This window comes from Saccharopolyspora sp. SCSIO 74807, assembly GCF_037023755.1.
GTDB lineage: Bacteria > Actinomycetota > Actinomycetes > Mycobacteriales > Pseudonocardiaceae > Saccharopolyspora_C > Saccharopolyspora_C galaxeae.
On sequence record NZ_CP146100.1, the window covers coordinates 3,930,189 to 3,955,350 of the forward strand.

Annotated in this window: 20 protein-coding genes; 10 read left to right on the top strand and 10 right to left on the bottom strand. The window is 70.4% G+C overall.

Annotation, left to right across the window (positions count from 1 at the left end; translation table 11 throughout):
• Window positions 1–986: 986 nt before the first annotated feature.
• The 4 genes from V1457_RS18080 to V1457_RS18095 are packed head-to-tail and all read right to left on the bottom strand — an operon-like array spanning window position 987 to window position 3,632.
• On the bottom strand, window positions 987–1,145 hold the full coding sequence (locus V1457_RS18080; protein ID WP_200069678.1) for a DUF6760 family protein: 159 nt from the start codon (window positions 1,143–1,145) through the stop codon (window positions 987–989).
• Window positions 1,142–1,636, bottom strand: a complete 495-nt coding sequence (locus tag V1457_RS18085) for a hypothetical protein (RefSeq protein ID WP_200069677.1) — start codon at window positions 1,634–1,636, stop codon at window positions 1,142–1,144. Before V1457_RS18085 ends, V1457_RS18080 begins: the two co-directional genes overlap by 4 nt.
• Window positions 1,633–2,073: a phage tail protein gene (locus tag V1457_RS18090; RefSeq protein WP_200069676.1), complete on the bottom strand. Its 441-nt coding sequence runs from the start codon at window positions 2,071–2,073 to the stop codon at window positions 1,633–1,635. Before V1457_RS18090 ends, V1457_RS18085 begins: the two co-directional genes overlap by 4 nt.
• A gap of 29 nt (window positions 2,074–2,102) precedes the next feature.
• Complete coding sequence (locus V1457_RS18095) at window positions 2,103–3,632, bottom strand: phage tail sheath family protein (protein WP_200069675.1); 1,530 nt, start codon at window positions 3,630–3,632, stop codon at window positions 2,103–2,105.
• 236 nt (window positions 3,633–3,868) lie between these two features.
• Here V1457_RS18095 and V1457_RS18100 point away from each other — a divergent pair, with 236 nt between their 5' ends.
• Complete coding sequence (locus tag V1457_RS18100; protein ID WP_338595710.1) at window positions 3,869–5,638, top strand: DUF4157 domain-containing protein; 1,770 nt, start codon at window positions 3,869–3,871, stop codon at window positions 5,636–5,638.
• A gap of 109 nt (window positions 5,639–5,747) precedes the next feature.
• On the opposite strand, the gene V1457_RS18105 is transcribed toward V1457_RS18100, so the two are convergent.
• The 4 genes from V1457_RS18105 to V1457_RS18120 form a co-directional block, all read right to left on the bottom strand.
• Window positions 5,748–7,769: an ATP-binding protein gene (locus V1457_RS18105; protein ID WP_338595711.1), complete on the bottom strand. Its 2,022-nt coding sequence runs from the start codon at window positions 7,767–7,769 to the stop codon at window positions 5,748–5,750.
• Complete coding sequence (locus tag V1457_RS18110; protein ID WP_200069672.1) at window positions 7,766–8,479, bottom strand: DUF4255 domain-containing protein; 714 nt, start codon at window positions 8,477–8,479, stop codon at window positions 7,766–7,768. The genes V1457_RS18105 and V1457_RS18110 overlap by 4 nt, the downstream gene beginning before the upstream one ends.
• A 28-nt stretch (window positions 8,480–8,507) precedes the next feature.
• Complete coding sequence (locus V1457_RS18115) at window positions 8,508–11,543, bottom strand: hypothetical protein (protein ID WP_338595713.1); 3,036 nt, start codon at window positions 11,541–11,543, stop codon at window positions 8,508–8,510.
• Window positions 11,544–11,832: 289 nt separating this feature from the next.
• Entirely contained in the window at window positions 11,833–12,279 is a 447-nt protein-coding gene (locus V1457_RS18120) for an ArsI/CadI family heavy metal resistance metalloenzyme (RefSeq protein ID WP_338595714.1), read from the bottom strand.
• Between the two features lie 82 nt (window positions 12,280–12,361).
• On the opposite strand from V1457_RS18120, the gene V1457_RS18125 reads away from it, so the two are divergent.
• The 3 genes from V1457_RS18125 to V1457_RS18135 are packed head-to-tail and all read left to right on the top strand — an operon-like array spanning window position 12,362 to window position 14,255.
• Window positions 12,362–12,733 (top strand): metalloregulator ArsR/SmtB family transcription factor, encoded by a 372-nt coding sequence (locus V1457_RS18125; RefSeq protein ID WP_338595715.1) that lies wholly within the window; start codon window positions 12,362–12,364, stop codon window positions 12,731–12,733.
• A complete protein-coding gene (gene arsB, locus V1457_RS18130) occupies window positions 12,730–13,833 on the top strand; it encodes an ACR3 family arsenite efflux transporter (protein ID WP_338595716.1) in 1,104 nt (367 codons plus the stop codon). The genes V1457_RS18125 and arsB overlap by 4 nt, the downstream gene beginning before the upstream one ends.
• Before the next feature lie 17 nt (window positions 13,834–13,850).
• Window positions 13,851–14,255 (top strand): arsenate reductase ArsC, encoded by a 405-nt coding sequence (locus V1457_RS18135; RefSeq protein ID WP_338595717.1) that lies wholly within the window; start codon window positions 13,851–13,853, stop codon window positions 14,253–14,255.
• Between the two features lie 385 nt (window positions 14,256–14,640).
• On the opposite strand, the gene V1457_RS18140 is transcribed toward V1457_RS18135, so the two are convergent.
• Window positions 14,641–15,267 (bottom strand): LuxR C-terminal-related transcriptional regulator, encoded by a 627-nt coding sequence (locus V1457_RS18140; protein WP_338595718.1) that lies wholly within the window; start codon window positions 15,265–15,267, stop codon window positions 14,641–14,643.
• Between the two features lie 130 nt (window positions 15,268–15,397).
• On the opposite strand from V1457_RS18140, the gene V1457_RS18145 reads away from it, so the two are divergent.
• The 6 genes from V1457_RS18145 (at window position 15,398) to V1457_RS18170 (ending at window position 24,299) form a co-directional block, all read left to right on the top strand.
• Entirely contained in the window at window positions 15,398–16,684 is a 1,287-nt protein-coding gene (locus V1457_RS18145) for a hydrolytic protein (RefSeq protein ID WP_200069666.1), read from the top strand.
• A 404-nt stretch (window positions 16,685–17,088) separates the two neighbouring features.
• A complete protein-coding gene (locus V1457_RS18150) occupies window positions 17,089–18,465 on the top strand; it encodes a helix-turn-helix domain-containing protein (protein WP_338595720.1) in 1,377 nt (458 codons plus the stop codon).
• 51 nt (window positions 18,466–18,516) lie between these two features.
• Entirely contained in the window at window positions 18,517–19,428 is a 912-nt protein-coding gene (locus V1457_RS18155) for a YegS/Rv2252/BmrU family lipid kinase (protein WP_338595722.1), read from the top strand.
• Window positions 19,429–19,762: 334 nt separating this feature from the next.
• Complete coding sequence (locus tag V1457_RS18160) at window positions 19,763–22,510, top strand: DEAD/DEAH box helicase (RefSeq protein ID WP_338605029.1); 2,748 nt, start codon at window positions 19,763–19,765, stop codon at window positions 22,508–22,510.
• Between the two features lie 96 nt (window positions 22,511–22,606).
• Entirely contained in the window at window positions 22,607–23,032 is a 426-nt protein-coding gene (locus V1457_RS18165; RefSeq protein ID WP_338595723.1) for a DUF4333 domain-containing protein, read from the top strand.
• 40 nt (window positions 23,033–23,072) lie between these two features.
• Window positions 23,073–24,299 carry a GNAT family N-acetyltransferase gene (locus V1457_RS18170; RefSeq protein WP_338595724.1) on the top strand — a complete coding sequence of 409 codons (1,227 nt, stop codon included), beginning with the start codon at window positions 23,073–23,075 and terminating at the stop codon, window positions 24,297–24,299.
• Window positions 24,300–24,323: 24 nt separating this feature from the next.
• On the opposite strand, the gene V1457_RS18175 is transcribed toward V1457_RS18170, so the two are convergent.
• Complete coding sequence (locus V1457_RS18175; RefSeq protein WP_200069661.1) at window positions 24,324–24,971, bottom strand: hypothetical protein; 648 nt, start codon at window positions 24,969–24,971, stop codon at window positions 24,324–24,326.
• Between the last annotated feature and the right edge of the window lie 191 nt (window positions 24,972–25,162).

The window sequence follows — 25,162 nt, forward strand, 5'->3', positions numbered from 1 at the left end:
CCGGCGCTGCGCCCGCGGGCGACGCGTCGGTGTTCGGATGCTTCGCCGAAGAGCTCGGGGCCGAAGAAGTCGTCGTGCCGCGCGAGGTTTCCGATTTCGTTGCGGAAACCGAGGATTCGGGCTTCGCGACCGCCGAGCCGGGCACGGCGGGCACCGGCCGCGGCGCGAGCGGCGTCGCCAGCCGGGCGACGGTCAGCGGTGGCCGGACCTGCTGCACCGGCACCGGTTTCCGCTGCACGGGCGGGGAAACGTGCGAAGCGCCCGAAGCCGGCTCAGCGGTCGAAGCGGGACCGTCCGTGCCGCGGGATGCAGGACCGCCCGAGCCTGAACCGCTCGCGCCCGCCGGGGAAACCGCGTCGCCGTGACCCCCAGTGCCGATGCCCCTGCCGGAGGTCCCAGTCCCGGAGTTCCCGGTGCCGGAGGGCGCGCTTCCGGCGCCCCCAGTACGCGAACCCGCAGTACGCGAACCCACAGTACGCGAGCGCGCAGAGCCCTTGCGGCGCGAAACAGCACTCCACGAAACAGCACGGCCGGAGCCCACGGATCCGGATCCGGAGGCACCGGAGCCAGCAGCACCGGATGCAGCGCCGCCGGATTCAGCAGCACCGGATTCAGCAGCACCGAGTTCCGGGCCCGCGAGCCGAACCGGCAGCTGCTCGTCCGAACTCCGCTGCACCGGCGTACCCGGAACCACCTGCGCCAGCCCGGTCATCACCCCGGAAGGCGCGTCCGCGCGCACGCGATGGCCCAGCTCGCCCAGCACCCCGTGCCGCTGGTACGAGGTCACCGACTCGGTGAACCGCGTCGCCTGCGTGACGTCGCAGCCCGCTCGCTGCACCACCCCGGTCATCGGCGTGCTCCGGCGCCAGCCGCCGTCCCAGGCCGGATCGGCCTGCGGGGCGGGAGCGTCGTGCGAGGCGTCCGGGCCGCGGTCCGGTGACGCGGTCCTGTTGCGGCGGCGGAAGGGATTCCAGCGCGGCACCGTCTCACCCGCCCTCGTTCAGTCGCTGGTTGATGTTCGCGATCTCGCGCACCCAGCGCCTGCGCTCGAGGTGGTCCAGCTCCAAGATCTCCTCGCGCGGCCAGTGGAAGTGGTAGGCCACGTAGGCGACCTCTTCGTAGAGCCGGTCGGCCGCGCAGGTCACGATTCCCCCAGGCGACCACCCGCCAGGTCGATCTCGAAGCTGGCCGAGCAGGACGGGCAGGTGACCCCGGCCCTGGTGTGGCCCTCGCTGTTGATCCGGCGGTAGAAGTCCTGCAGGAACGCGATGTCGGTGGCGTACATGTTCTCCACCAGCCCGGCGTGCACGCTGGTGAGATCGCCGAGGCGGGTGATGACCTGGCTCAGCAGCACCACGCTCAGGTATGCCGGGTTCTCCTTGACCCGCAGGTCGATCTGCGGGCGCAGCTCATCCCGCGCGGTGGCCAGCCGCATCCGGCCGTGCCGGTGCACGGTGCCGTCGGTGTGCAGGTAGCCGCGCGGCAGCTCGAAGTCGAACTCGGCGTGCGGCGCCTGCTGGCCGCCGGACGGCTCCTGCCCACCGGTGGACTGCGGTGCGCGGCTCTCCGCCGCCTCGGGACGATTGCGCCCCGCGGCCTCGTCGAGGTCGGACAGCGATGTGATCTTCCGTCTCACTCGAGCTCGATCCGTTCGAAGACGATGGTGGCCTTCTCGGTGGCGGCGTTGGATTCCCCGGCGGTGAGTTCCGGGCCCTCCCATTTGCTGACCCAGGCGTCGAACAGCATGATGCGGCGCACGGATTCCCCTTTGGAATCCATCACCTCGATGGTCAGGTTCTCCCGCGCGTTCTCCACGTCGCCGTCGATCAGCGTCTTGTTCAGCCATTGGGAGAACTCGGAACTCTTGTCCAGGCCGCGGGTGATGGTGACCTCGCCGCCTTGCTGCGGGCCGGGCTGGCGCTTGACCATCGGCTTGCCGGTCGGGGTCGTTTGCGGGATGTCCACCACCTCTTGCTCCAGTACCAGACCGCTGACCTCTTTGACCGTCTCGACCTGCACGCTGCCGAGTTCGACACCGAACCGGTGGACGGACAGCGCATCACCTTCGGCCATGATCGATCACCTTTCACGTTGCTGGAGTGTCATTCGCTGAGCAGGCTGGTGCTGTCGGAGAACTGCGAGAGCCGGAAGATGACGAACTCCGCGGGTTTCACCGGCGCCACTCCGATCTCGCACACCACCCGGCCGAGGTCGATGGATTCCTGCGGGTTGTTGTCCCGGTCGCACTTGACGTAGAAGGCTTCGTCCGGAGTGCGGCCGAAAAGCGCGCCGTCGCGCCACGCCTCGTGCAGGAAGGCGCTGATGTTGCGGCGGATGCTGGCCCACAACCGGTCGTCGTTCGGCTCGAACACGACCCACTGGGTGCCGAGCAGGATCGACTCCTCCAGGTAGTTGAACAGCCGACGCACGTTCAAGTACCGCCAGGCAGGGTCGGAGGAAAGGGTGCGGGCACCCCAGATCCGGATGCCGCGCCCGGCGAACGCGCGCACGCAGTTCACGCCGATCGGGTTGAGCTGGTCCTGCTCGCCCTTGCTCAGCCGCGTCTCCAGATCCACCGCGCCGCGGATCACCTCGTTGGCCGGTGCCTTGTGCACGCCGCGTTCGTTGTCGCTGCGCGCCCAGACCCCGGCGACGTGCCCGCTCGGCGGCACCAGTGCGTTGCGTCCGGTGCCCGGGTCGAAGACCTTGATCCACGGGTAGTAGAGCGAAGCGTAGTGCGAGTCGTAACCGGCCTGGTCGGCCCGCCAGTTCCGCACCTGCTGGGCGTTCAGCCCGGGCGGGGCGTCCAAGATCGCGACCCGGTCGCCGAGCTGCTCGCAGTGCGAGATGGCCGCCAGCTGCACGGTGCGCACGCCCTCGGCGTCGATCAGCCCGCGCTGGTGGGCGCTCATCAGGTCGGGCACCGCGACCATCGTGATCTCGTCGACCGTTTCCAGGCCGCCGAACCCGGTGCGCGCGGCGAGGTCCCCGACGTACTCGCCGGCGTCCACTTTGGCCGGTGCGTTGCTCGGCGCCGGGGTGGCGGGCAGCGTGACCGACTGGTTGTCCGGGCGGCTCAGCGCCGCTGCGGGCTCGGTGATCTCGATGAGCTTGGAGCGTTCGCGGACCTGGTTGACCACGTAGCTCTTGACGTTGCGCCGGGTGGAGACGTCGAAGGTCTCGCTGACCTTGCCGCCCTGGCGCACCAGCAGCTTGAACCGGTCGTCCGGCGGGTTGTCCCCGTCGGCGTCGGCGACCTCCACGGTCACCTCGCCGCCCGCGCCCGGCAGCGCGGAGATCCGCAGGTCGCCGAGTTCGACCGGGTCCGGGCGGGATTCGGCGGGCGCTGCGGACTGCGCGGAGGTCTGCGCGGGTCCGCCGATGCGCACGACGTAGGCCGAGCCGCCGCCGTTGGCGAAGTAGCCGTACACCGCGTGCGCGAGGTACCCGTCGTCGAACCCGCCGAAGTTCTCGACGTACTGGTTCCAGTTCGTCACCAGCGTGGGTTCGTGGAACGGCCCTTGCGGCGCGAACCCGACGAAGGCGGCGACCGCGGTCCCGACGCCCTCGATCGGCCGCGAGCCGTTCTGGACCTCTTCGACGTACACGCCTGGGGACAGGTACGACGGCATGTGCGCTCCTCGGTGTGCGGCGATCTCCCAGCAGGCAGCTTCGCGAGCCGTGGCGGGGTGCCGACAGGTCCGCGCGGCCCTGGCTGAGGGCAGCACGGGTGCCTTCGCGGGCAGCGGATCGTTGCCTTTCGGGACGCGCAGGTGGTGTTGCCCGCGGTGCTGCCCTTCCGTGCATTCCGCCGCGCCCGCGCGAGCGGGTACGTGTGGTGCCGAGCCGTGCGATCCGGAGGGGAACCATGCGCGATCGGCAGGAGCCGGGCAAGGACTCGACAAGCCGCCACGAGCGACCACGACGCGTCGCACCCGCACCGGAGTCCGGTACCGCCGCGCACCTCCTGCACCTGCAACGGACCCTGGGCAACGCGGCGGTGGCGCGGATGGTCGAAGGCGCGCAGGGCGAGGACGAGGTGCAGCGGTCCGCTGTGCACGGTGTGCTGAGTTCGTCGGGGCAGCCGTTGGGCGCCCCGGTGCGCGAGGAGATGGAATCGCGGATGGGCGCGGACTTCTCGGACGTCCGCGTGCACACCGGCGGCACCGCGCAACGATCCGCGGCCGAGATCGGCGCTCGCGCCTACACCTCCGGCAACCACGTCGTGCTCGGCTCGGGCGCTTCGGACAAGCACACGCTCGCGCACGAGCTCACCCATGTGCTGCAACAACGCTCGGGGCCGGTCGCGGGCACCGACAACGGTGACGGGCTGAAGGTCTCCGACCCGTCGGATCGCTACGAGCGCGCGGCGGAGGACAATGCGCGGCGGGTGATGGCGGATTCGGGATCAGGCCGCACAGACGACGCCCCGGCCGAGTCCGCGTCGCCGCCTTCCGCGGACGAACCGCAGATCCAGCGGAAAGTGGGCTACGAGTTCGAAATTACACCCAATAGGGCATGGCAGTTTTTCGAGAACATACCGAGAGGTGACCAGAAAGGGGGCAAGAGGCTAAAAACGGACACGAAGAATCCCCTTATCGACCTCGGAAGCGGGGCGCATGTTGCTGCGGACAACGGAAATGTGGAATTCGTTACCGACCCGCTGACAACGTTGGATCAGGTGGAATCCGCAGTAAGTAATATCACTAACTTCCATGAGGATGTTGCCCGAAGGGGCACGCACACGGAACCTAGTGGAAAGTATTCTATCAAAGCCGAAAGCGTCGGTCAGGCGAAACCTCAAGCGTCCTTCGGTATGGCGATGCGGAACATACCCGACCTGGTGAGTGAACTCGATAAGTTTCACCAGGGCGACACTGAGCCGCCCGCGAAGCGGACTCGCACCAGGGAGCCGAAGGAGACGAAGGAAAATCGAGACAACGAACAACGAATCTCAGGGGTTCAACCCGGGTTCCCCGAAGCGAAGTCGAACGCGGAGAGAATTGTCGAAGAGCTGAAGGGGCGGGCCAGGGGTGAGTCCCCGCAGGGGGACGGCTGGGAGAAGTCCGCGAAAGGATTCTTAACTGTAATACTGAAGACAATTTACGATCTCACGAAGCAGGGGAGTGACAAAGATGATCCCAAGTACTACTTTTCGATGATGCCGCGTACAGATTTTGTGAGCATGCGGGAAACGTTGCCCGATGACGTCAAGGCCTGGCTGGTTGAAAACTGCGATTCCGGTGTCTTGCCGCTAATGAGTAAGCATTCCGGTGAGGACATCGAACGTCCTGTGTTGAACAAATACAAAAAAGAAATGTCTGGGGTGGAGGTTCCGACGCGAGCTGAGTGGATTAGATCAGTGTTGACCGGCACGGTGGGTGAAAAGGATCTGCTCTCGCCGCCGCCCGGGTATCCCGCGCATGGTGATGGTGGCAAAGAGCCTGAGGGGGTGGGGGCCATGGGGGCGGACCGTACAGAACCGCATCTGTCGGTATTCGAGTTGCGCGACCTCGGCGGCGCGCTGCCTCGGGAGCAGTGGCTATCGCTGGCCTTGCTCATCGCGAAGACGATCGGGCGTGCTACAGATGACAAGCGACTGACCGTTAAGGAAAAGCAACGAGAAGAGTCCACCTGACGATCGGTGGCGTGTCGCAGCAATCCTTCTTAAGGTTAATGGATACTGGCGGTTTGCGTTTTCTGATTAGAGCAACAGCGTGACTGCGAGAATTTCTGAAGTCGTCTCGCTACCTGAACTCGGATTCCAGGATGAGCCTTCCCAGTTTGGCATACTCTTGCCGCACCGCCGCGATCACTTCAGGCATCCCCACCTCGCTTTCGGCTTCGGCCGCGAGGTAGGCGGCGGTGACCGCGCAGGCGCGGATGGAGCCGCCGGAGAGCTCGAAGCGCTCCGCGCAGAAGTCCAGGTCCAGGTCTTCGGCGCGGGGTAGTGCGGTGCCCAGGCAGCGGTCCCACAGGGCGCGGCGCTGGGCGGCCTCGGGCATCGGGAAGTCGGCGATGACGTCCAGGCGCCGGGTGAACGCCTCGTCCAGGTTCGCGCGCAGGTTCGTGGTCAGCACCGCGAGCCCGTCGAAGCTTTCCATGCGTTGCAGCAGATACGCGGACTCGACGTTGGCGTAGCGGTCGTGCGCGTCCTTGACCTGGGAGCGCTTGCCGAAGATCGCGTCGGCCTCGTCGAACAGCAGCACGCCGTTGACCCCGGCGGCCTCGGTGAAGATCCGTTCCAGGTTCTTCTCCGTCTCGCCGACGTACTTGTCGACCACTGTGGACAGATCGATGACGTAGAGGTCCATGCCGAGGTCGGCAGCCACGACCTCGGCCGACATCGTCTTGCCGGTGCCGGATTCGCCCGCGAACAGGGCCAGCACGCCGCGGCCGCGCCCACCACCGGGCCGCATCCGCCATTCGCCGAGCACCCGGTCGCGGTGCCGGGCGCGCAGCGACAGCTCCGTCAGCGCGCGCTGGGCCGACTCGGGCAGCACCAGGTCGTCCCAGCCGACCGAAGGGGTGATGCGGCGGGCGAGCCGCTCCAGACCGGCGCCGTTCTGCGCGCGGACGCCGGCTCGCAGGTCGGCGGTGTCCATCGCCCGGTCGTCGAGCCGGGCGAGCCGGGCGGCGACGGAAGCCGCGCGGCGCACCTGGTCGGGGCCGAGGCGGTACGGGGTCAGGGCTTCGATGTGCTCGGGCCGCGGTGCTTCACCGGCGTCTTCCAGGGCGTCGCGCCATTCCTGCGCGCGCAGCTCGGGTGCTTCGACCGCGATCGAGACCGGCGATTCCCGCGCCCAGCCCGGATCCCAGCTCGAAGCGCCGTGCACGAACACCGGAATCGCCTGCGATGCGGCCACGATCCGCCGCAGCAGCGGGCGCAGCGCCGCCTCGACCGTCTCAAGTGGACCGAAGATGAGACCGGCCCGCCGCAGCCGCGCTTCGCGGATCGCAGCCGCCAGCGCGGCCGCGGGGTCCGGGGCTTCGGTGAGCGCCTGCGGTTGCAGCACGAGAGCGCCGAAACCGCCTGCTGCCAAGGATTCCACCGCTACCTGCGCCGCCGAGCCGTCCGCGCTGCGCAGGTGGACCAGCCGGATACCGGCGTCCAGGCCGCCCGCGAGCCGCTTCGCCGGAGCCGTGGCCGACCGCGGCGCCGGTGCCTCCCGCACCAGCTCGGCCAGCGCAGGGGGCGGCGCATCGGAACCGAGCAGGTGCGCCACCACGCGGTCGGGCACCCGCAAGGTCCGCGTGGCCCACGGCCGCTCCGGCTCGGCCACTTCCAGCAACGAACTCAGCGGCGCTCCCTCGGCGAGCCGGAATCGCCCGTCACCGGCCAGCGGCATCCCGCACAGCTCCAACGCCAAACCGGTGGTGGGGCGCCGCAGCGTCACGTCGTCGTTGAGGTAGCCGTAGAACCGCTCGAACCGCGGGTCCACTTCCGGCGCCAGCGCCACCAGCAGCAGTTCCACGTCGAGTTCGGTCAGCCCGAAATCCGCGGCCAGCCGTGGCAGCCGCAGCCGGTCGTCGGGTTCCGGGGCCGTTTCCCCTTCATCCGCCCAGGAATCACCGATCGGAAGAGCACCGGACCAAGCTGCGGACGGCGAGTCCAGGATCCGCTCGACGAGCTCGTCGGTCAGGTACAACCCGCGATAGGGATCGTCCGGTGCCGGATCGGTGGCTCGCCGCTTCGCCACTGCCACCCGGACGCGGTTTTCCACTCCGCGCAGCCGCGCCCAGAGGTGGCGCAGATCGGCGCCGCTCATCGCCGCGGACTCCGGTGCCGCCGCCGCGCCTCCGGGTGCCGCGGATCCGGACGCTGCCTGGATGCGGCGAGCCCGTCGCCCTCGTCCACGTTCGTCCCCTCGTAGCGCAGGTGCCGAGGTGTGTCCTGCGCCTGCTCGGTGACCGCGGACTCCGACCGCAGCAGCATGCCCTCGGTGACCGGCGGCCCGGCGGGCAGCCGTTCGCCCGCCAGCGGCGCGGTGATCCGCAGGTTGATCGACGGCTTGAGCGCGCCGCCCAGCGCCGACCACACGTCGGTCACCGACCGGCCCTCCGGCATGTCCCCGCCCGCCTGCATCCGCACCGTCAGCCCCAGTTCGGCCAGCGTTCCGGTGAGCCACCGCTCGGCGAACGACTCGTGCTTGATCAGCCCGCGCAGCACCGCCGAGAGCAACCGGTGCTCGTCCTGCGGGCGGTTCGTCCACGCTGTCACCAGGTAGCTGAGCTGGAACCAGTGCGGGGCGCCGAGCCAGCCGACGACCACGCCGTCCTCGTCGCGCTGCTCGACCGCGCCGGTGCTGCGCAGCGCGGCGTCCTCGCGGATGTCGTAGAGGAACACGCTGACCGTCGGGGAGTTGCGCTTGGCCGCCCAGTCCGTGGTGGGCGGGTCGAACGCGAGCTCCACGCCCGCGCCCGGAACGCCCTCCTCGGCCAGCAGCAGCCGTACTCCCTCGTCGGTTTCGTGGATCACGCAGGTCCTTTCGCGGTGGTGGCCCCGGTCAGCGGGGGCCGAGCATCAGTGGCGGTGCGACGGACGGCTTCACCACCAGGAACCGTGCCGTGACCGGCCCGAATCCCGGCCCGGAGGCAGTGATCGTGCGGGGGCCCAGTTCGTCCTTCGGCAGCACCAGCAGCTGCGCGATGAACCGCCCGTCCGCGGCCGGAATGGCGGGCACCGCCGCTGCGGTGATGCCCGGATCCCAGCGCAGCCGCACCGGTGTTCCCGGCGGGAAGTCGAAACCGCGCACCGAGGTCACGAATCCGGGCTCACCCACCTCCGGCACTGCGACGATCCGCGGCTGCAGCACGCGGTACGGGGTGGTGGCGAAGTTGTCCGCGTCGGTGTTGTCGCTGCCGGTGGTGCGCAAGGTCGCCGAGATCGGCGCTTCGAGCGCCGCGTTCGGCACCAGCACGACGACTTCGGTCAGCACTCCGCCCGGCGGCAGGTCCGGCAGCAGGCATCGGGTTGCGGTGCAGCCGGGTGGCACCGCGCTCACCGGCACACCCGGTGGCAGCGCGAGGTCGAGCCGGAGGCCGGTGGCCACGCCCTCGCTGGTGTTGCGCACCGTGAACGTCACGTCGGTACGACCGCCCACATAGGACGGATTCGGGTCGGCGCGGACTGCGACACCGGGTCCGGCCACCGGTGGCGGCGGCGGAGGAGGCGGCGGTGGTGGCGGTGGAGCCAGCGGATTCACCAGCACGGCGGTGTTCGCGGTGTTGTCCGAGCTGTTGGTGTCGCGCAGGGCACCGGAGGTGCTCCAGCCGACCTGTTGCGGCCCCGGTGTCACCCCGGTCAGCTCCGCGATCACCTGCATCGACTGCCCGGCTTCGAGCACCCCCAAGTCGCACCGAGCGGCGTCGCACTCACCGGAAGGGGCGCGCAGCCGGTCCAGCCGCAATCCCGGCGGCACGTCCACGTCGACCACCGTGCCGGGCGAGGTCGCGGGACCGCGGTTGGTGACCGTCGCGGTGATCTGCCGCGTCCCGTCCACCGGCACGTCGTCGGCGGTTTCCGGCGCGTCGATGGTCAGGTCCACTGTGGCCTGCCAAGTCGACTCCTTCTGCCGCCCCGGCAGCCGATCCGTGATCGGCGTCAGCCGCCTGGTGGCGACGTCGAAGATCGAGGAGAACTCCGGCTCGGCGGGGTTGTTCGTCGCACGCTGCGACAACACCATCTGCTTGCCGTCCGGCGACCAGCTGATGTCCCGCGGCTGGTACGGCCCGCCGTCCCCGGCGACCGGCTCGTCGCTGGCCAGGCAGCTCTGCTGGTTGCGCGGCAGCAGCACCGTGCAGCCGTCGCCGGTCAGCGGCACCTGCAGCAGCCCGTCCCGCTCGCGGTTGAACGCGATGCTCTTGCCGTCCGGGGAGAACGCCGGGCTGTCGTCGACCACGTCGCAGTTGCAGACCTTCCCGCTGATGTCGGTCTGGCGGCCCACATCGCCCAACGCGCCTATCGGAGCCGTCCAGATCCGGTTGCGGCGCTGGTCGTCCGGGACGTCGGCGGACCGGCCGCGGCTGAACGCCAACTGGGTCCCGTCCGGCGAGAAGGCGGGCTGGGTGTCGTCGTCATCGGCGTTGCTGGTCGCCAGCCGACCGGTGACCTGCCCGGAGTCGACGTCGACGAGCACGATGCGGCTGCGGGAGCGGGGCGTTTCGGGTCTGCCGCCGGGGCATCTGCGGGCGATCGCGAGCGTGTTGCCGTCCGGGGACCAGACCGCGTCGGTTTCCCAGTCCGCCGTCTCGCGGTCTTCGATCGGCAGCCTGCGCTGGTTGGTGCCGTCCGCGTTCATCAGCCAGATGCGCTGGACCCGCTGCCCGTCGATGGTCTCGAAGCGGCTCACCGCGAGCTGGGTGCCGTCGGGGGAGTAGCTCTGCCGCTGCGTCCACGGGTCGTAGCCTTCGCGCGGCTCGAACAGCCGGATGTCGTTGGTGGCCGCCTCCGGGTCCTCGGTCAGCACCGACATGTTCAGGTCCCGCGGGTCGCTGCCGTCCCTGCGGATGTCCTGCAACCGCGCGGTGTAGCGGGTTTCGCCCGTGGTGCGCGAGACGACCAGCCGGCCGTTCAGCCACGTCGGCGAGTCCGCCAGCCGGTCCTCGTCCAGCAGCAGCTCCGGCGGGGAGGTCACCGGCGGCGTCGCAGGCACGCGGTAGACCCGGTCCAGATCGGTGACCGCGCCCTGCTGGTTCTGGTGGCTCATGAAGATGACCTGCTCGCCGCTGGGCAGCCACGCGGGGCGGCGGCTCTGCCAGCACTGGCACTCGTCTCCCAGCAGCGGGACCTGGTTGGGCCCGTCGAGCAGGTAAACCCGCTGGTCGGCGTTGTCGCCGAGGTCGCCGTCCCCGTCGAAGGTGTAGGCGATCCGGTCCTCGTCGACCGGATTCCACGCTGGCTGCACCGCGCCGCCGGAGGTCACGTCGGTCACCTGCTGCTGGGCGCCGCCGCCCGCCGGGCGCTGGTAGATCTGCCACCGCTGGCCCGAGTCGGACGAGTAGGCGATTTTCGCGCCATCCGGGGAGAACGACGGGAACGTCTCGTTCGAGCCGGTGTCGGCGAGCCGGTGCGCGCCGGTGCCGTCCGCGCGCACCAGCCAAACGTCGCGCTGACCGCCGTCGGCGGAATCGAACGCGACCCACTGCAGGTCCGGCGACAGCTGCGGATGAGCCGCGTCCTGCCCCTCGGTGAGCTTGCGGACGTCGCCGTTCCGCTCGCGCAGGTACACCTGCGGAGTGCGTTCGTCGCGCAGGCTGGTGAACACCACGACACCGTCGCGGGCGGCGGGATCCTGGTCGAAGTGCTGCGGAGTCTCGGAGAGCAACGGCTGCGTGCCCGAGCCCGGAAGACCGTTGGTGGCCCCGATGCTGCGGTGCTGGGTCCCGGAGAACGCGATGCGGCTGGGCGGCGGATCCTGCGGCGGCTGCTGCGCCTGCGCGGGCGGCGCCGAAGCCGAGGGCAGCCAGATGAGCCCGCACAGCACGATGAGAACGCCGGCCAGCGCGGTGTTGCTGCGAGCCGGGCGCGCACTGCCGATCACGGACCACCTCCGGGTGTAGCTGCCCTGCGAATGCTCACCCGCGCGGGCCCGCGCGCAGCAGTAGCCGGCAGGCAGCACACCGGGAAACCCGCCCGGGACTTTCGGGCAACCGGCGCGCGCCCTCCCGCCGAGCGGAGTGGACGGCCTGTTCTTCTTAGCGGGGTTCGCTGACGTGTGGCTATGTCGTTCGTGGCTGCTCTGACCTGCTCGGCGTCCTCATCCCGTCGACCGGGCGCAGCCCTGACAGCCCTCGTGGGGCGGCGAGCGCCCCAGAGTATTCGGTGGGTGGTTACGGGTTGGCTGATGCCGTGTTGCTCTCCTCGGCGCAGCACTGCGTTTGGGTGTGCGTCGTGTCGGAACCGAAGGTGGCGGAGTCGCCTGTGACGACGTAGACCTCCCACGGCTCTTGGCCGGGGCCGTGCACCCACACCTTGTCCTGACGGGCGTAGCAGCAGGTGGTGTCGGCCTCGACGTCGGTGAACAGACCGAGGGCGCTGAGTCGTTCGGTAGCGGCGGTGACTTGCCCAGTGCTGTCGACCTCGACACCGAGGTGATCCATGAGGGTGTCCTGACCGGCTTCGCCTTCGAGCAGGACGAGTTTCAGCGGCGGCTCGGTGAGGGCGAAGTTGGCGTAGCCGGGCCGGAGCTTGGCCGGTTCCGTGCCGAACAGCTTCGAGTAGAACGCGATGGAGCCTTCGAGGTCGCCGACCCGCAAGGCGAGCTGCATCCGTGACATGACCTCTCCCTGTTTAGACGTGCATCTAATCAAGCCCTGCGACAAGCTTGCTCCTTGGTTCGATGGACGTCAAGATAGAAGCATGTCGAAGCAAGAGTTGCCGGGTGATGAGGCGGAGCTGTGCTATTCGCCGGTGCTGCGGGAACCGCTGGATGCCGAGCAAGCGGGTGCGCTCGCGCGGGTGTTCAAGGCGATCGGTGAGCCGGTGCGGTTGCGGTTGCTGTCGCTGATCGCTTCGCACGCGGGCGGTGAGGCGTGCGTGTGCGATCTGACCGGGGCGTTCGAGCTGTCCGGTCCGACGATCTCGCACCACCTGAAGATCTTGCGCGAATCCGGAGTGATCGACGGAGAACGGCGAGGTACCTGGGTCTACTACCGGGTGCGGCCCGAGACGCTGCGGCTGGTCTCGGACGCGCTCGCCCCCGCCGGAGAAGTCCCGGTGGTTTCGCGATGACCGGCACAGCACAGCGCCCGCGCAGCGAACAGGCCGTTGCGGCGAAGCTGTCCACTCTGGACCGTTTCCTGCCGGTGTGGATCGGCGCGGCGATGCTCCTCGGGCTGCTGGCCGGACGGTGGATACCGGGGCTTGGCTCGGCATTGGATGCGGTGCAGCTGGACGGGATCTCGCTGCCGATCGCGGTCGGGCTGCTGGTGATGATGTATCCCGTGCTGGCCAAGGTCCGCTACGACCGGCTGGATACGGTCACCGGCGACAAGCGGCTCATGGTCTCGTCCCTGCTGCTGAACTGGGTGCTCGGCCCGGCGCTGATGTTCGCGCTGGCCTGGACGTTGCTGCCGGACCTGCCGGAGTACCGCACCGGATTGATCATCGTCGGACTCGCCCGGTGCATCGCGATGGTCATCATCTGGAACGACCTAGCCTGCGGTGATCGGGAGGCCGCCGCCGTACTGGTGGCGCTGAACTCGGTGTTCCAGGTCATCGCCTTCGCCGGACTCGGCTGGTTCTACCTGAGCGTGCTACCCGGCTGGCTCGGCCTGGCCACGGTCGGCCTGGACGTCTCGGCCTGGGCAATCGCGAAGTCCGTTCTGATCTTCCTCGGCATCCCGCTCGTGGCGGGATACCTCACGCGCAAGTTCGGCGAACGCGCCAAGGGCCGCGACTGGTACGAAGCCCGTTTCCTGCCGAAGATCGGCCCGGCCGCGCTCTACGGACTGCTGTTCACCATCGTGATCCTCTTCGCCCTGCAAGGCGACCAGATCACCAGCCGTCCCCTCGATGTCGCCCGCATCGCCCTGCCGCTGCTGGCGTACTTCGCTCTGATGTGGGCCGGATCTTTCGCACTGGGCAAGCTGATCGGCCTGAGCTACGAGCGTTCCGCCACGCTGTCGTTCACCGCGGCGGGCAACAACTTCGAACTCGCCATCGCCGTAGCGATCGCCACGTTCGGCGTCACCAGCGGCCAGGCACTCGCCGGGGTCGTCGGGCCTCTCATCGAGGTCCCCGTGCTCGTCGGCCTGGTCTACGTCTCGCTAGCCGCACGCCGCTGGTTCAGCACCCCTGAGCCAGTGCAGGAAGCGTCGTCCGCCCGATGAAACCCAACGGAGATACCGTGACCGACCCGCCGGAAGTTCTGTTCGTCTGCGTGCACAACGCGGGCCGATCCCAGATGGCCGCCGCTCTGTTGCAGCACCATGCGCAGGGCAGGGTGACCGTCAGGTCGGCGGGATCGGCGCCGGCCGCGAGCATCAATCCCGCTGTGCATGAGGTCATGCTCGAGCTCGGCATCGACCTCGCCCACGAGGCGCCGAAAAGGCTCACCACCGGAGCCGTCGAGGCGGCTGATGTCGTAATCACCATGGGCTGTGGCGACGCCTGCCCCGTCTTCCCCGGCAAGCGCTACCTCGACTGGCGCCTCACCGACCCGGCAGGCAAATCCATCGAAGAGGTCCGCACCATCCGCGACAACATCGACCAGCGCATCCGCGGTCTCTTCGCGGAACTGGTCAACAGCTAACCACCGACAGCTGGCGGGAGCTCCGGCGCGAGAACACCGCCCCAGCGGTGGAGCGCAAGCGCCGGAAAAGCTCCCGCCCGCGCGCCGCCGAACGCGGCGCCTTGATGCAGATGCAGAAAAGTTCGGCAACAGCTGAGCCTCTTCGCAGACGGCGAACGGCGCGCCGATCCGCTCGTTTCCCGCGTCGAGCTGGTCAACGGCGGTCGCGAGTTGCCGTAAAGGATCCTCCAACGCCGATATGCGCCCTTGTTCGTCGCCGTCACGGTCGGACGCCGGGCAGCACCGACACCGCTTGATCCGGGTGCTCGCCGGAGCGGACGGGCCGACGGTCCCAACAGATCGGGCGAACCGTCCGTTCAGCGGTGGCGAAGCCCCGTTGGAGGCCTCAGATGAGCCCGTGCCGCATCACGTATCCGACGGCGTGCGCGCGGTTGCGCAGCTGCAACCGGGTGGTGATCTCGTGCAGCACGTTCTTGACCGTGCGCTCCGAGTAGGACATCTTCACCGCGATCTCGCCGGTGTCGAAGCCTTCGGAGACCAGCCGCAGCACCTCGACCTCCCGCGCGGTCAGCGCGGACAGGCTCAACCCGCCCGATTCGCCCGCGTTGCGCTGCAACTGCCCCACGTGGTCGAGCAACCGGCCCAGCATGTCCCCGGGCAGCACGCCCTCGCCGCGGATCAGCGCGAGCACCAGCGACACCAGCCGGTCCTGGTCGGCTTCGGCGCGGCGCAGCACCGCGCCCACTCCGCACTCGATGGTCAGCCGCAGCGCGTTGTGCCCGAACTCGCCGATCACCAGGCCGGTGCGCGCGGGCGAGCCGCGCTGCAACCGGCGCAGCAGCCGCACCGCCTGCTCGTCGAGCCGGTCCACCACTGCCAGCGCCACGGCGGCCTGGTCGGTCTCGTCCTCGCCGAGCAGCCGCACTTCCGGCCGGGGGCGCAGCAGCGCGATGGTTCCCGCCTGCAACAACTCGTCGGCGGCGTGCACCGCGACCGGCACTCTCGTGGTCATCCGCACTCCAATCTGGTCTGGCACCGCGCTCGGGTGCAGCGTGGGAACGTCGATGCGGGCAGTGGTGTTGCCCCGGTGCTGCCCTCGCGGACCTGCCGTCCGGAGTGCGTGGCGGCTTAACTTCTCTCGGGTGAGCACATCAGCGGAGCTGGAGAGCACGACGATCGCCGTGGCCCCCGGCGGGGAGGCGACCGCCGTCCTTGCGGTGCGCAACGACACCGACATCGTCGAGGCGTACGAGTTCGAGGTGGTCGGCGAGTGCGCGTCGTGGACCGTGGTCGAACCCGCACGGCTCTCGCTTTATCCGGGAACGCGCGGCACGGTGACGCTGCGGCTGCGGCCGCCGCGGTCCCCGGAGGTTCCGGCCGGGGAAGTGCCGCTGGCCGTGCGGGTGCTGCCGGTGGAGCGCCCGGAGCTGGTCACGGTCCCCGAAGGAACCGTCCACATCGGACCGTTCCAGATGCTGCGCGGTTGGCTGGCCCCGCAGCGCCGCCGGGGCTGGCGCAGCGGACGCTTCTGGGTGGTGCTGCACAACCAGGGCAACACCCCGCTCGCGGTAGGGCTGGAACCCGCGGATCCGGCCGAGGAGCTGAAGTTCCGGCTCGACGAGCAGCAACCGGCGCTGGAACCGGGCGAGCAGCGGGAGGTGCGGCTGCGCGCGCGGGCGCGCAAGTTGCACTGGTTCGGGAAACCGCCGAGCAAGCCGTTCACGGTCACCGCCGCACCGGATGCCGGTGAGGTGAGCGAGCACGAACTCGCGCCGCCGGAGCAGTTCGACGGCGAGCTGCACCAGATCCCGATCTTCCCGAAGTGGCTGCTGGCCCTGCTGGCGCTGCTGCTGGCCCTGCTGCTGCTGTGGTTCACACTGGTACGCCCCCAGGTGCAGCGATCGGCGAAGGAAGCGGCCGAGGAACAAGCCCGGGAAATGGCCGCGGCGGGCGAACTCGTGCCGCCCGGCGGGCAGCCGGAGGAACCGCAGCCGGAGCCGCCGAAGCCGCAGCCGGAGACTCCGCCCAAGCAACCGGGTGAAGGGGATGCGCTGAACACCACGCCCGGCGGCGGTCAAGAATCCGTCACGCTGCCCGTGGTGACCGATGGCGCCGACAACGCGGCCGGGACCTGGACGGTTCCGGAAGGGAAGGTGTTCTTCGCCACGGATCTGGTGGTGGCGAACAACCAGGGCGATGAAGGAGTGCTCACGATCTCCTTCGGCGATCGGCTGATCACCCGAATAGCGCTGGAAACCTTCCGGAACCAGGACTACCACTGGGTCACGCCGATCCAGGTTCCCGCCGGGGAGCGGATCACCGCCGCGGTCACCTGCGCGCGGCCCGGCACACCGGCTACCGGGCAGCAGGCCACCCAGTGCTCGGAACTGCTCAACGTCGCAGGCGTGCTCCGGAACGCGCAGCCATGAGCCGCGCACCGGGAACTGGTGCGGCATTCCTCCCCCTCGCCCCGTGGCGCCGCCCGCCCGACCGGCGCGGCGCTTTCGCCAGACAATCACGGGGCGGCTGAATTCGGCCACGAAGTTCGGCACGCAGAAATCGACGCGGTTCCTTCCGGTCGGTACTGCGAGAACCGGCTGTTCGAGTGTCGCGAATCTGCCGTTCGGGTGCATCGCTACCGGCGTTCGCGTGCAAACGATCGTCCGGGAAAGCGCCTTGGCGCAGTATTGTGCCCAGGTCCGCGCGAGCCGGATAATGGTCAGCGGGTTTCGCTCGAAATTTTCCGGGCGCCGGTCCCGCAGCGCCGCGGTTCGCCACCCGGCGCCGGTCTGCGGGGCGGCGTCGGCGCGCCGCCGGGAATGGTGGTGGGTCGATGGCGATAGCGGGTACCGGGCACGGAACGGCCGCGAGCACCCGATTCCCGTACCTGCTCAAGACGCTGCGAGAGGCGGCGGGGCTGACCCAGGAGGACCTGGCCGCGCGTTCCGGGGTGAGTTCCCGCGCGATCAGCGACATGGAGCGCGACCGGGTCGTCCGCCCGCAGGTGCGCACCTTGCAGGCGCTGGGTTCCGTGCTGGCGCCGGAAGGATCGGCCGCGTCGGCGGAATTCCTGCGCCGCGGCCGGGCGAAGGCGGCTGCCGCGCCGCCGCGACCGCAGCGCTGCCCGTCCGGTGGGCGGCCGGAACCACCGCCGGAGATCGCCGATCTGACCGGCCGGGAGCGGGAGCTGCGCGAAGTCCTCGCCGCGGCCGGACGTGCCAGGGGAGCCCGCGCCGCGACGGTGATCACCGTGTCCGGCCCGCCGGGCGTGGGCAAATCCGCCTTCCTGGTGCACGCCGCGCACCGGCTCGCACCACGTTTCCCGGACGGCTGCGTGCATCTGGGGCTGGGCGGGCGCAACTCCGCGCAAGCGCTCGGCGTGCTGCTGAGCGCCCTCGGCGTCCCGGACGACGAGCTGCCCACCAGGTTCGAAGCCCGCGCGAGCCGCTACCGCTCGCTGCTGCGCGACCGCAAGCTGCTGCTGGTGTTCGACGACGTCGTCGAGGAGGGGCAGGTCCGGCCGCTGCTACCCAGCAACCCGGACTGCGTGGTGCTGATCAGCGGTCCCCGCCAGCTCACCGGACTGGAATCGGTCGCGCGCACGGCGCTGGAGCAGCTGCGGCCCGCCGAGTCCGAGCGGCTGCTGTCGTCGATCGCAGGCGCTCGGCGGATCAGCGCCGAGCCGGAGGCGACCGCGGCGCTGGCCGAGCTGTGCGACCACCTGCCGCTGGCGCTGCGCATCGCCGGGAACCAGCTGGCCGCGCGCCCGGGCGCGCGGGTGGAGCAGTTGGCGCGCAGGCTGGCGGCCCCGCACCGCAGGCTCGCCGCGCTCACCGCGGGTGATCTGCAGATGCGCGAGACCTTCGAAGCGTCGTGCCGCCGTTGCACCGAGCCTGCCCTGCACGTGTTCCGCCGGCTGTCCTTGGCGGGCAACGGCGAGATCGCGATCGGGCAGGCGGCCGTGCTCGCCGAGGTGGACGTGGACACCGCCGAACGCGCCTTGGACGAACTGGCCGAGGTCGGGCTGCTGGCCGCCGAGGCCGACGGCCGCTACCGGCTGCGCGAGCTGACGGGGCTGTTCGCGGGTGAGCGCCTGCGCGCCGCCGAGCCGTACTTCCGGGTGGATCAGCCGGTCGGCACGCTGCGCCGTTGCCCTTCCGTACCAGCCGGGTTGCCCACGACGGCGCTGCGGACCGGCCGGTTCAGCTGAGCGGGGACGGCTCTGGTCACCGAACAGGGTCGTGCGACACGATGTTGCACCATGCGCACCGTAGTGTTGATCAACCCCGCTTCCGGCCGGGGCCGCGCCGCCGGGGTCGCGGCCGAGGTGGTGCGGCGGTTCCGCGCCGTGTCGGCCGTGCGGGTCGCGATCGCCCGGACCGCCGAGGACTTCGCCGCCTCGGCCGGTGACGCGGTGGCCGGTGAGGCGGACGTGCTGGCAGTGGTCGGCGGTGACGGTGCGATGCACGCGGCGGTGCAGGCGTGCGTGGGAACCCGCACCGCGCTGGCGGTGATCCCGGTCGGCACCGGCAACGACCTGGCGCGGGCGCTCGGCCTGCCCGCCGATCCGCTCGCGGCGGCGCGGGTGGCGGCCGGTGCGCTGCAGGACGGGGAGCGGCGGGTGCTGGACCTGGGCCGGGTGGTCGGCGGGAACCGGTTCGCCACGGTGCTCTGCGCCGGGTTCGACGCGCAGGTCAACGCGCGGGTGAACCGGTCGAAGCTGCCCATCGGGCGCGCCCGCTACGACTTCGCGATCCTGCGCGAGCTGACCCGGCTGCGGGCGATGCCGCTGCGGGTCGAGGCGGACAACACGGTGCTCGACCTGGCCGCGACCTGCGTGGCCATCGGCAACACCACCTCCTACGGCGGCGGTGTGCCGATCTGCCCGCGGGCCGACCCGAGCGACGGCACCTTCGACATCACCGTGGTCGGCGAGGTCGGCCGCGAGGACTTCCTGAAGATCATGCCGACGATGCGCAGCGGCGGGCACGTGCAGCACCCGGCGGTGCGCACGCTGCGGGCCCGTTCGGTGCGGCTGTCGGGCAGCAACGGCTGGGTGGCGTTCGCCGATGGCGAACCCCAGGTGCGGCTGCCGGTCAGCGTGCGCTGCGAACCCGGCGCATTGCGCGTGCTCGCCCCGGCCGAGGCCAGCCTCACCGGAGAAGCAGCGTGAGCATGAGCGTGTTGCGAGCGCCTCGCGGTTGAGCAGCGCCGACGTCGTCCTCGCCGGTGCTCCGGTCAGGGCGGCAACGGTGACCGCCCGGCGCCGCTCGCCGAACAGCTCTGCGGGCGTGTGTGCGACGACCGCCGGGGCGATGTGAAAACCTGGAAGTGTGGCCGCAAGCCGTTCGCACCCGAACCAGCCGAACATCTCCAGCCCGGACACCTCCGGCACCCGGGAGGAGTCGAGGATGGTGAACCCGGAACCGGCGCAACCGCAGCAGCCGGGCAGCCCTGCGGACTCCCCGCAGCCGGTCGGCGCGCAGCCCCGCGACCCGGACACCCCCGTGTCGCCTGCCGAGTCGTACTCGGCGCACCGGCACCGCAGCGCGCACCCGAAGTTCGCGGAGTTCGCCGGTGAGCTCTCCTTCGACCTGGACCCGTTCCAGCGCACCGCCTGCCAGGCCCTGGAGTCCGGGCACGGCGCGCTGGTGTGCGCGCCGACCGGCGCGGGCAAGACGGTGGTCGGGGAGTTCGCCGTGCACCTGGCGCTGGCCGAGGGCCGCCGCTGCTTCTACACCACCCCGATCAAGGCGCTGTCCAACCAGAAGTACGCCGACCTCTGCGAGCGCCACGGCACCGGCGCGGTCGGGCTGCTGACCGGCGACACCTCGATCAACGGGGACGCGCAGGTGGTGGTGATGACCACCGAGGTGCTGCGGAACATGCTCTACGCGAGTTCCCAGGGCATCGACCAGCTCGGCTACGTGGTGATGGACGAGGTGCACTACCTCGCCGACCGGTTCCGCGGCGCGGTGTGGGAGGAAGTGATCCTGCACCTGCCGCAGCAGGTGCAGCTGGCGAGCCTGTCGGCGACGGTCAGCAACGCCGAGGAGTTCGGCGAGTGGCTGGTCGAGGTCCGCGGCGACACCCGCGTCGTGGTCGACGAGCACCGCCCGGTGCCGCTGTGGCAGCACATGCTGGTGGGCTCGCGGATGTTCGACCTGTTCGGCGGGGAGACCGAGGACCGCGAGCTGAAGCTGAACCCGCGGCTGCTGCGGCACACCCAGGAACTCGCCCGCACGCACATGCCGCCGGGCCGCGGTCGCGGCGGCCCGCCGGGGCGGCGCAAGGGGCCGAAACCGCCGAAGTTCTTCACCCCGTCGCGGGTGGAGGTGCTGACCAACCTGGACGCGGCCGGGCTGCTGCCCGCGATCGTGTTCATCTTCAGCCGCGCCGGTTGCGACGCCGCGGTGAGCCAGTGCGTGCGCTCGGGCCTGCGGCTGACCACCGAGCACGAGGTGGACGAGATCCGCGAGGTGGTCGAGGAGCACACCGCCTCGCTGCCGGAGTCCGACCTGGAGGTGCTGGGTTACTGGGAGTGGCGGGACGCGCTGGAGCGCGGCGTCGCCGCCCACCACGCCGGCCTGCTGCCCGCGTTCAAGGAGACCGTCGAGGAGCTGTTCGTGCGCGGCCTGGTCAAGGCCGTGTTCGCCACCGAGACCCTCGCGCTGGGCATCAACATGCCCGCCCGCACGGTGGTGCTGGAGCGGCTGGTCAAGTTCAACGGCGAGTCGCACGTCGACCTCACCCCCGGCGAGTACACCCAGCTCACCGGCCGGGCGGGCCGTCGCGGCATCGACGTGGAGGGCCACGCGGTCGTGATCTGGCAGCCGGGCGTGGACCCGAAGCAGGTCGCGGGGCTGGCTTCCACCCGCACGTACCCGCTGCGCTCGTCGTTCCGCCCCGGCTACAACATGGCGGTGAACCTGGTGCAGCGCGTCGGCCGGGACGCCTCGCGGGACCTGCTGGAGCAGTCGTTCGCGCAGTTCCAGGCGGACCGCTCGGTGGTCGGCATGTCCCGCCGGGTGGAGCGCAACGCCGAAGCGCTGGAGGGCTACGCCGAGTCGATGGAGTGCCACCTCGGCGACTTCGCCGAGTACTTCGCGCTGCGCCGCCGCATCAGCGACCGGGAGAAGGCGCTGGCCAAGCAGAACCGCGCGTCGCGGCGCGCGGAGGCGGCGAAGTCGTTGGAGAAGCTGCGCAAGGGCGACGTGATCCAGGTGCCGTCCGGCCGCCGCGCCGGGCTGGCCGTGGTGATCGATCCCGGGCTGGAGCCGATGGGCGAGCCGCGCCCGCTGGTGCTCACCGAGGACCGCTGGTCGGGCCGGTTGTCGGTGGCCGACTTCAGCTCGCCGGTGGAGGCGCTGGGCCGGATGAAGCTGCCCAAGCACGTCGACACCCGGTCCCCGAAGTCCCGCCGCGACCTGGCTTCCGGTCTGCGCGAGACCGGCATCGCCCCGCGCAGCGGGCGCGGCAAGCGGCGCGACGACTCGGGCGACGACGCGGAGCTGGCGAGCCTGCGCCGCGCGCTGAAGGCCCACCCGTGCCACGGCTGCGACGACCGCGAGAAGCACGCCCGCTGGGCCGAGCGGCACGAGCGGCTCCGCTCCGAGACCGACAACCTGCGACGCAAGGTCGCGACCACGACGCATTCGCTGGCCCGCTCGTTCGACCGGATCATCGCGCTGCTGTCCGAGCGCGACTACGTGACGGTCGACGACCCGGACAAGCCGGTGACCGAGCACGGCCGTCGGCTCTCCCGCCTCTACAGCGAGTCGGATCTGCTGGCCGCGGAGTGCCTGCGGGTCGGCGTCTGGGATTCGCTGGGGCCGCCGGAGCTGGCAGCGGTGGTCTCCTCGCTGGTCTACGAGTCGCGGCGGGAAGGCCCGATGGCGCCCGCGGTGCCATCCGGCGACGTGTCCGACGCGCTGGCCGCGACGTGGCGGTTGTGGGCCGAGCTGGAGGACGACGAGCGCAGGCACAAGCTCGACCGCACCCGCGAACCGGACCCGGGCTTCGCGTGGCCGGTGTTCCGCTGGGCCCGCGGCGAGTCGCTGGAGCGGGTGCTCACCGCCGCCGCGTCGACCGGGCACGAGCTTTCCGCCGGTGATTTCGTGCGCTGGTGCCGCCAGGTGATCGACCTGCTGGACCAGGTCGCCAAGGTCGCGGGCAAGTCCGACCCGGTCGGTTCGGCCGCGGCGAAGGCGGTCACCGCGATCCGCCGCGGTGTGGTGGCCGCCGGGGCGGTGTGATCATCGGCGTCCGGGCGCTGTGATTGGATTCGCGGGCGCGGTGTTGCGGGGGTCGCACCGTTCTCGCCCGCCTGAGCATTTCGTCCGGAGGTATTCATGACCGGCCCCTACGGCCCGCCCGGTGCCCCGCAACGGGGCACAGCTGCGCAACGTCTGCCGACCGGCTACCGCGGTGAACCCGGTCCCGCGGGACCGCGGCGCCGTTCCGGCAAGTTGCCGTGGTTGATCGGCGCGCTGGTGCTGCTGGTGGTGGCCGCGGCCGTCGCGTTCGTCGGGTTCGTTTCGCCCGGGCTGCTGGTGCGTCCCGAGCTGGACGCGACGAGCGTGCAGCAGGGCGTGCAGCAGACGTTGCGCACGTCTTACCGCCTCGGCGCCGTGCAATCGGTGCGCTGCCCGGCGGGGCAGGTCGCCGACCCGGGCAGCAGCTTCGAGTGCCAGGTCGATCTCGGCGGCGAGCGCAAGTCGGTGCCGGTGACGGTGCGCGATTCCTCCGGGGTGTACGAGGTCGGCTATCCGCGCTGAGCCGGAAATCCGTTCGACGGATCGCTTTCTCGCGGGCAAGATGCATGGGGTGAGCGAGGTCAACGTCCGGCCGCTGGCCGATTCCGAATTCCGCCCGGCGCTCGATCTGTTCGTCGCATCGTTGCAGCACGGCCAGCGCCCGTCGGAGGAGCGCTGGCAGCGTTCCTCCACCCGCTACGAGCCGGGGCGGGTGTTCGGCGGGTTCGTCGACGGCGAACTCAGCGGCACCGCGATGTCGTTGCCTTCCACGCTGGTGGTGCCGGGCGGTGCGGTGCTCCCGTCGGCCGCGGTCACCGGTGTCGGCGTGCGCGCGGACCGGACCCGCCGGGGCTTGCTGCGCGGCTTGATGGACGCGCAGCTGGCGGACACCAAGCGGCGCGGGGAGCCGCTGGCGATGCTGCACGCTTCGGAGACCGCGATCTACCCGCGCTTCGGCTACGGCATGGCCAGCCGCAGCCAGCGCGTGGCGCTGCGCCGTGCAGACGCGGTCCTGCGCCCCGATGCGCCCGGTGACGGCAACGTGCGCCTGCTCGACGGTGCGACGGCGGAGAAGCTGCTGCCGGAGACGTACGCGCGGATCGGCAATGCGCGGCACGGGATGATGGCGCGCAGCGAGGGCTGGTGGACGACGCGGCTGGCCGACACCGTCGACAACGGCGGCGGCATGTTCGTCGCGGTGCATTCCGGCCCGGACGGCGACGACGGTTTCGTGCTCTACGAGACGGAGAAGACCGACCACGTCTTCGGCAACGGTTCGATCACCGCGAAGGTCGTCGACCTGCACGCGGCCGACACCGCCGCGGAGGCTTCGCTGTGGCGCTTCCTGCTCGGCCTGGACCTGGTGACCGACGTGATCGCCCCGGACCGCCCGATGGACGAGGCGTTGTCCTGGTGGCTGGCGGATTCGCGCGCCTGCCAGGTAACCCGGGTCGACGACGATCTGTGGGTGCGGCTGGTGGACGTGCCGCACGCGCTGGCCGAGCGCACTTACGGCGCGGCCGAACCGGTGATCATCGAGGTGCGGGACGCGGTGCTGCCGGAGAACGCCGGCAACTACCGGATCACCTCCGACGACGCCGTGCCCTGCGACGAACCTGCACAGATCACGCTCGACGCGGACGCTCTCGGCTCGATCTACCTGGGCGAGGTAGCCCCTTCCACCCTCGCCGCCGCGAACCGCATCCAGGTGCACGACCCCGCGGCCCTGGCCCCCGCGGACGCGCTGTTCGCCACGGCGCGCCCGCCTTGGTGCGGCACCCAGTTCTGATCCGCGCCACGCGGTCGGTTCACCTCAGTCCAGCGGTGCGACCAGCAGCGGGAGCTCCCGGATGGCTTCCAGCCCGCAGGGCAGCCCCGCCAGCGCGCAGACCGCGCGGATGCCGAGGTAGTCGTCGAGCTCGGGATCGCAGGATCCCGCCGATTCGAAGGCGGCGCGGATTTCGGCCGGGGCGTCCTCGGGGAGATCGCTCAACTCGAACACCGCGCTCGCGTTGGTGAGCAGCTCGCCGCCGACCGCGTAGACGAAACCGGCCTGTCCGGTGATCGTGACGTAGCCGGTCGCCGCTGCTGCGCCTTCGCCGGAGAGCACTTGCGCGGTTTCCAGGTCCGGGTCCGCGGTCCTCAAGAAGCCGAGGGTGTGGCCGAGGTCGTCGTAGACGAAGGTCCAATCGCCGACTCGCCCGGCCAGCAGCACCGCCGTCGGGTTCAGCGGCGCGATGGCGGCTCCGGGCAGCGACGTGTGCTCGTCGGGGCGTTCGGCGGGCAGTTCGCAAGAGGAGATCGACTGCCGATCGGCCCCCAGCAGTTCCAGCGCGCGCGCCGGTTCGAGGTCGCGGACCACGTGCACGAGGTGGTTCGGATCGTCGTGGGCGAGTTCGCTGATCCAGACCGGGCATCCGATTTCATCGACGGTTTCCGGATCGAACCCGGGCGTGGACATGCGATCTCCTCTTCGGTGCGCGCCGACTGCTCGCCACTCCTTTTTCGGGTGGCGGCGAAGACGACGCGATAATCGCCGGAATTCGGGTGTTCGCCGCGACGTTGCGAGCAGCGCTCGCCGAGCAGCGGGGAAATCCCTCGTGCTGATCCGTTCCGGCCGGGACCGCTCCGGCGAATGCTCGTGCAGCCCCG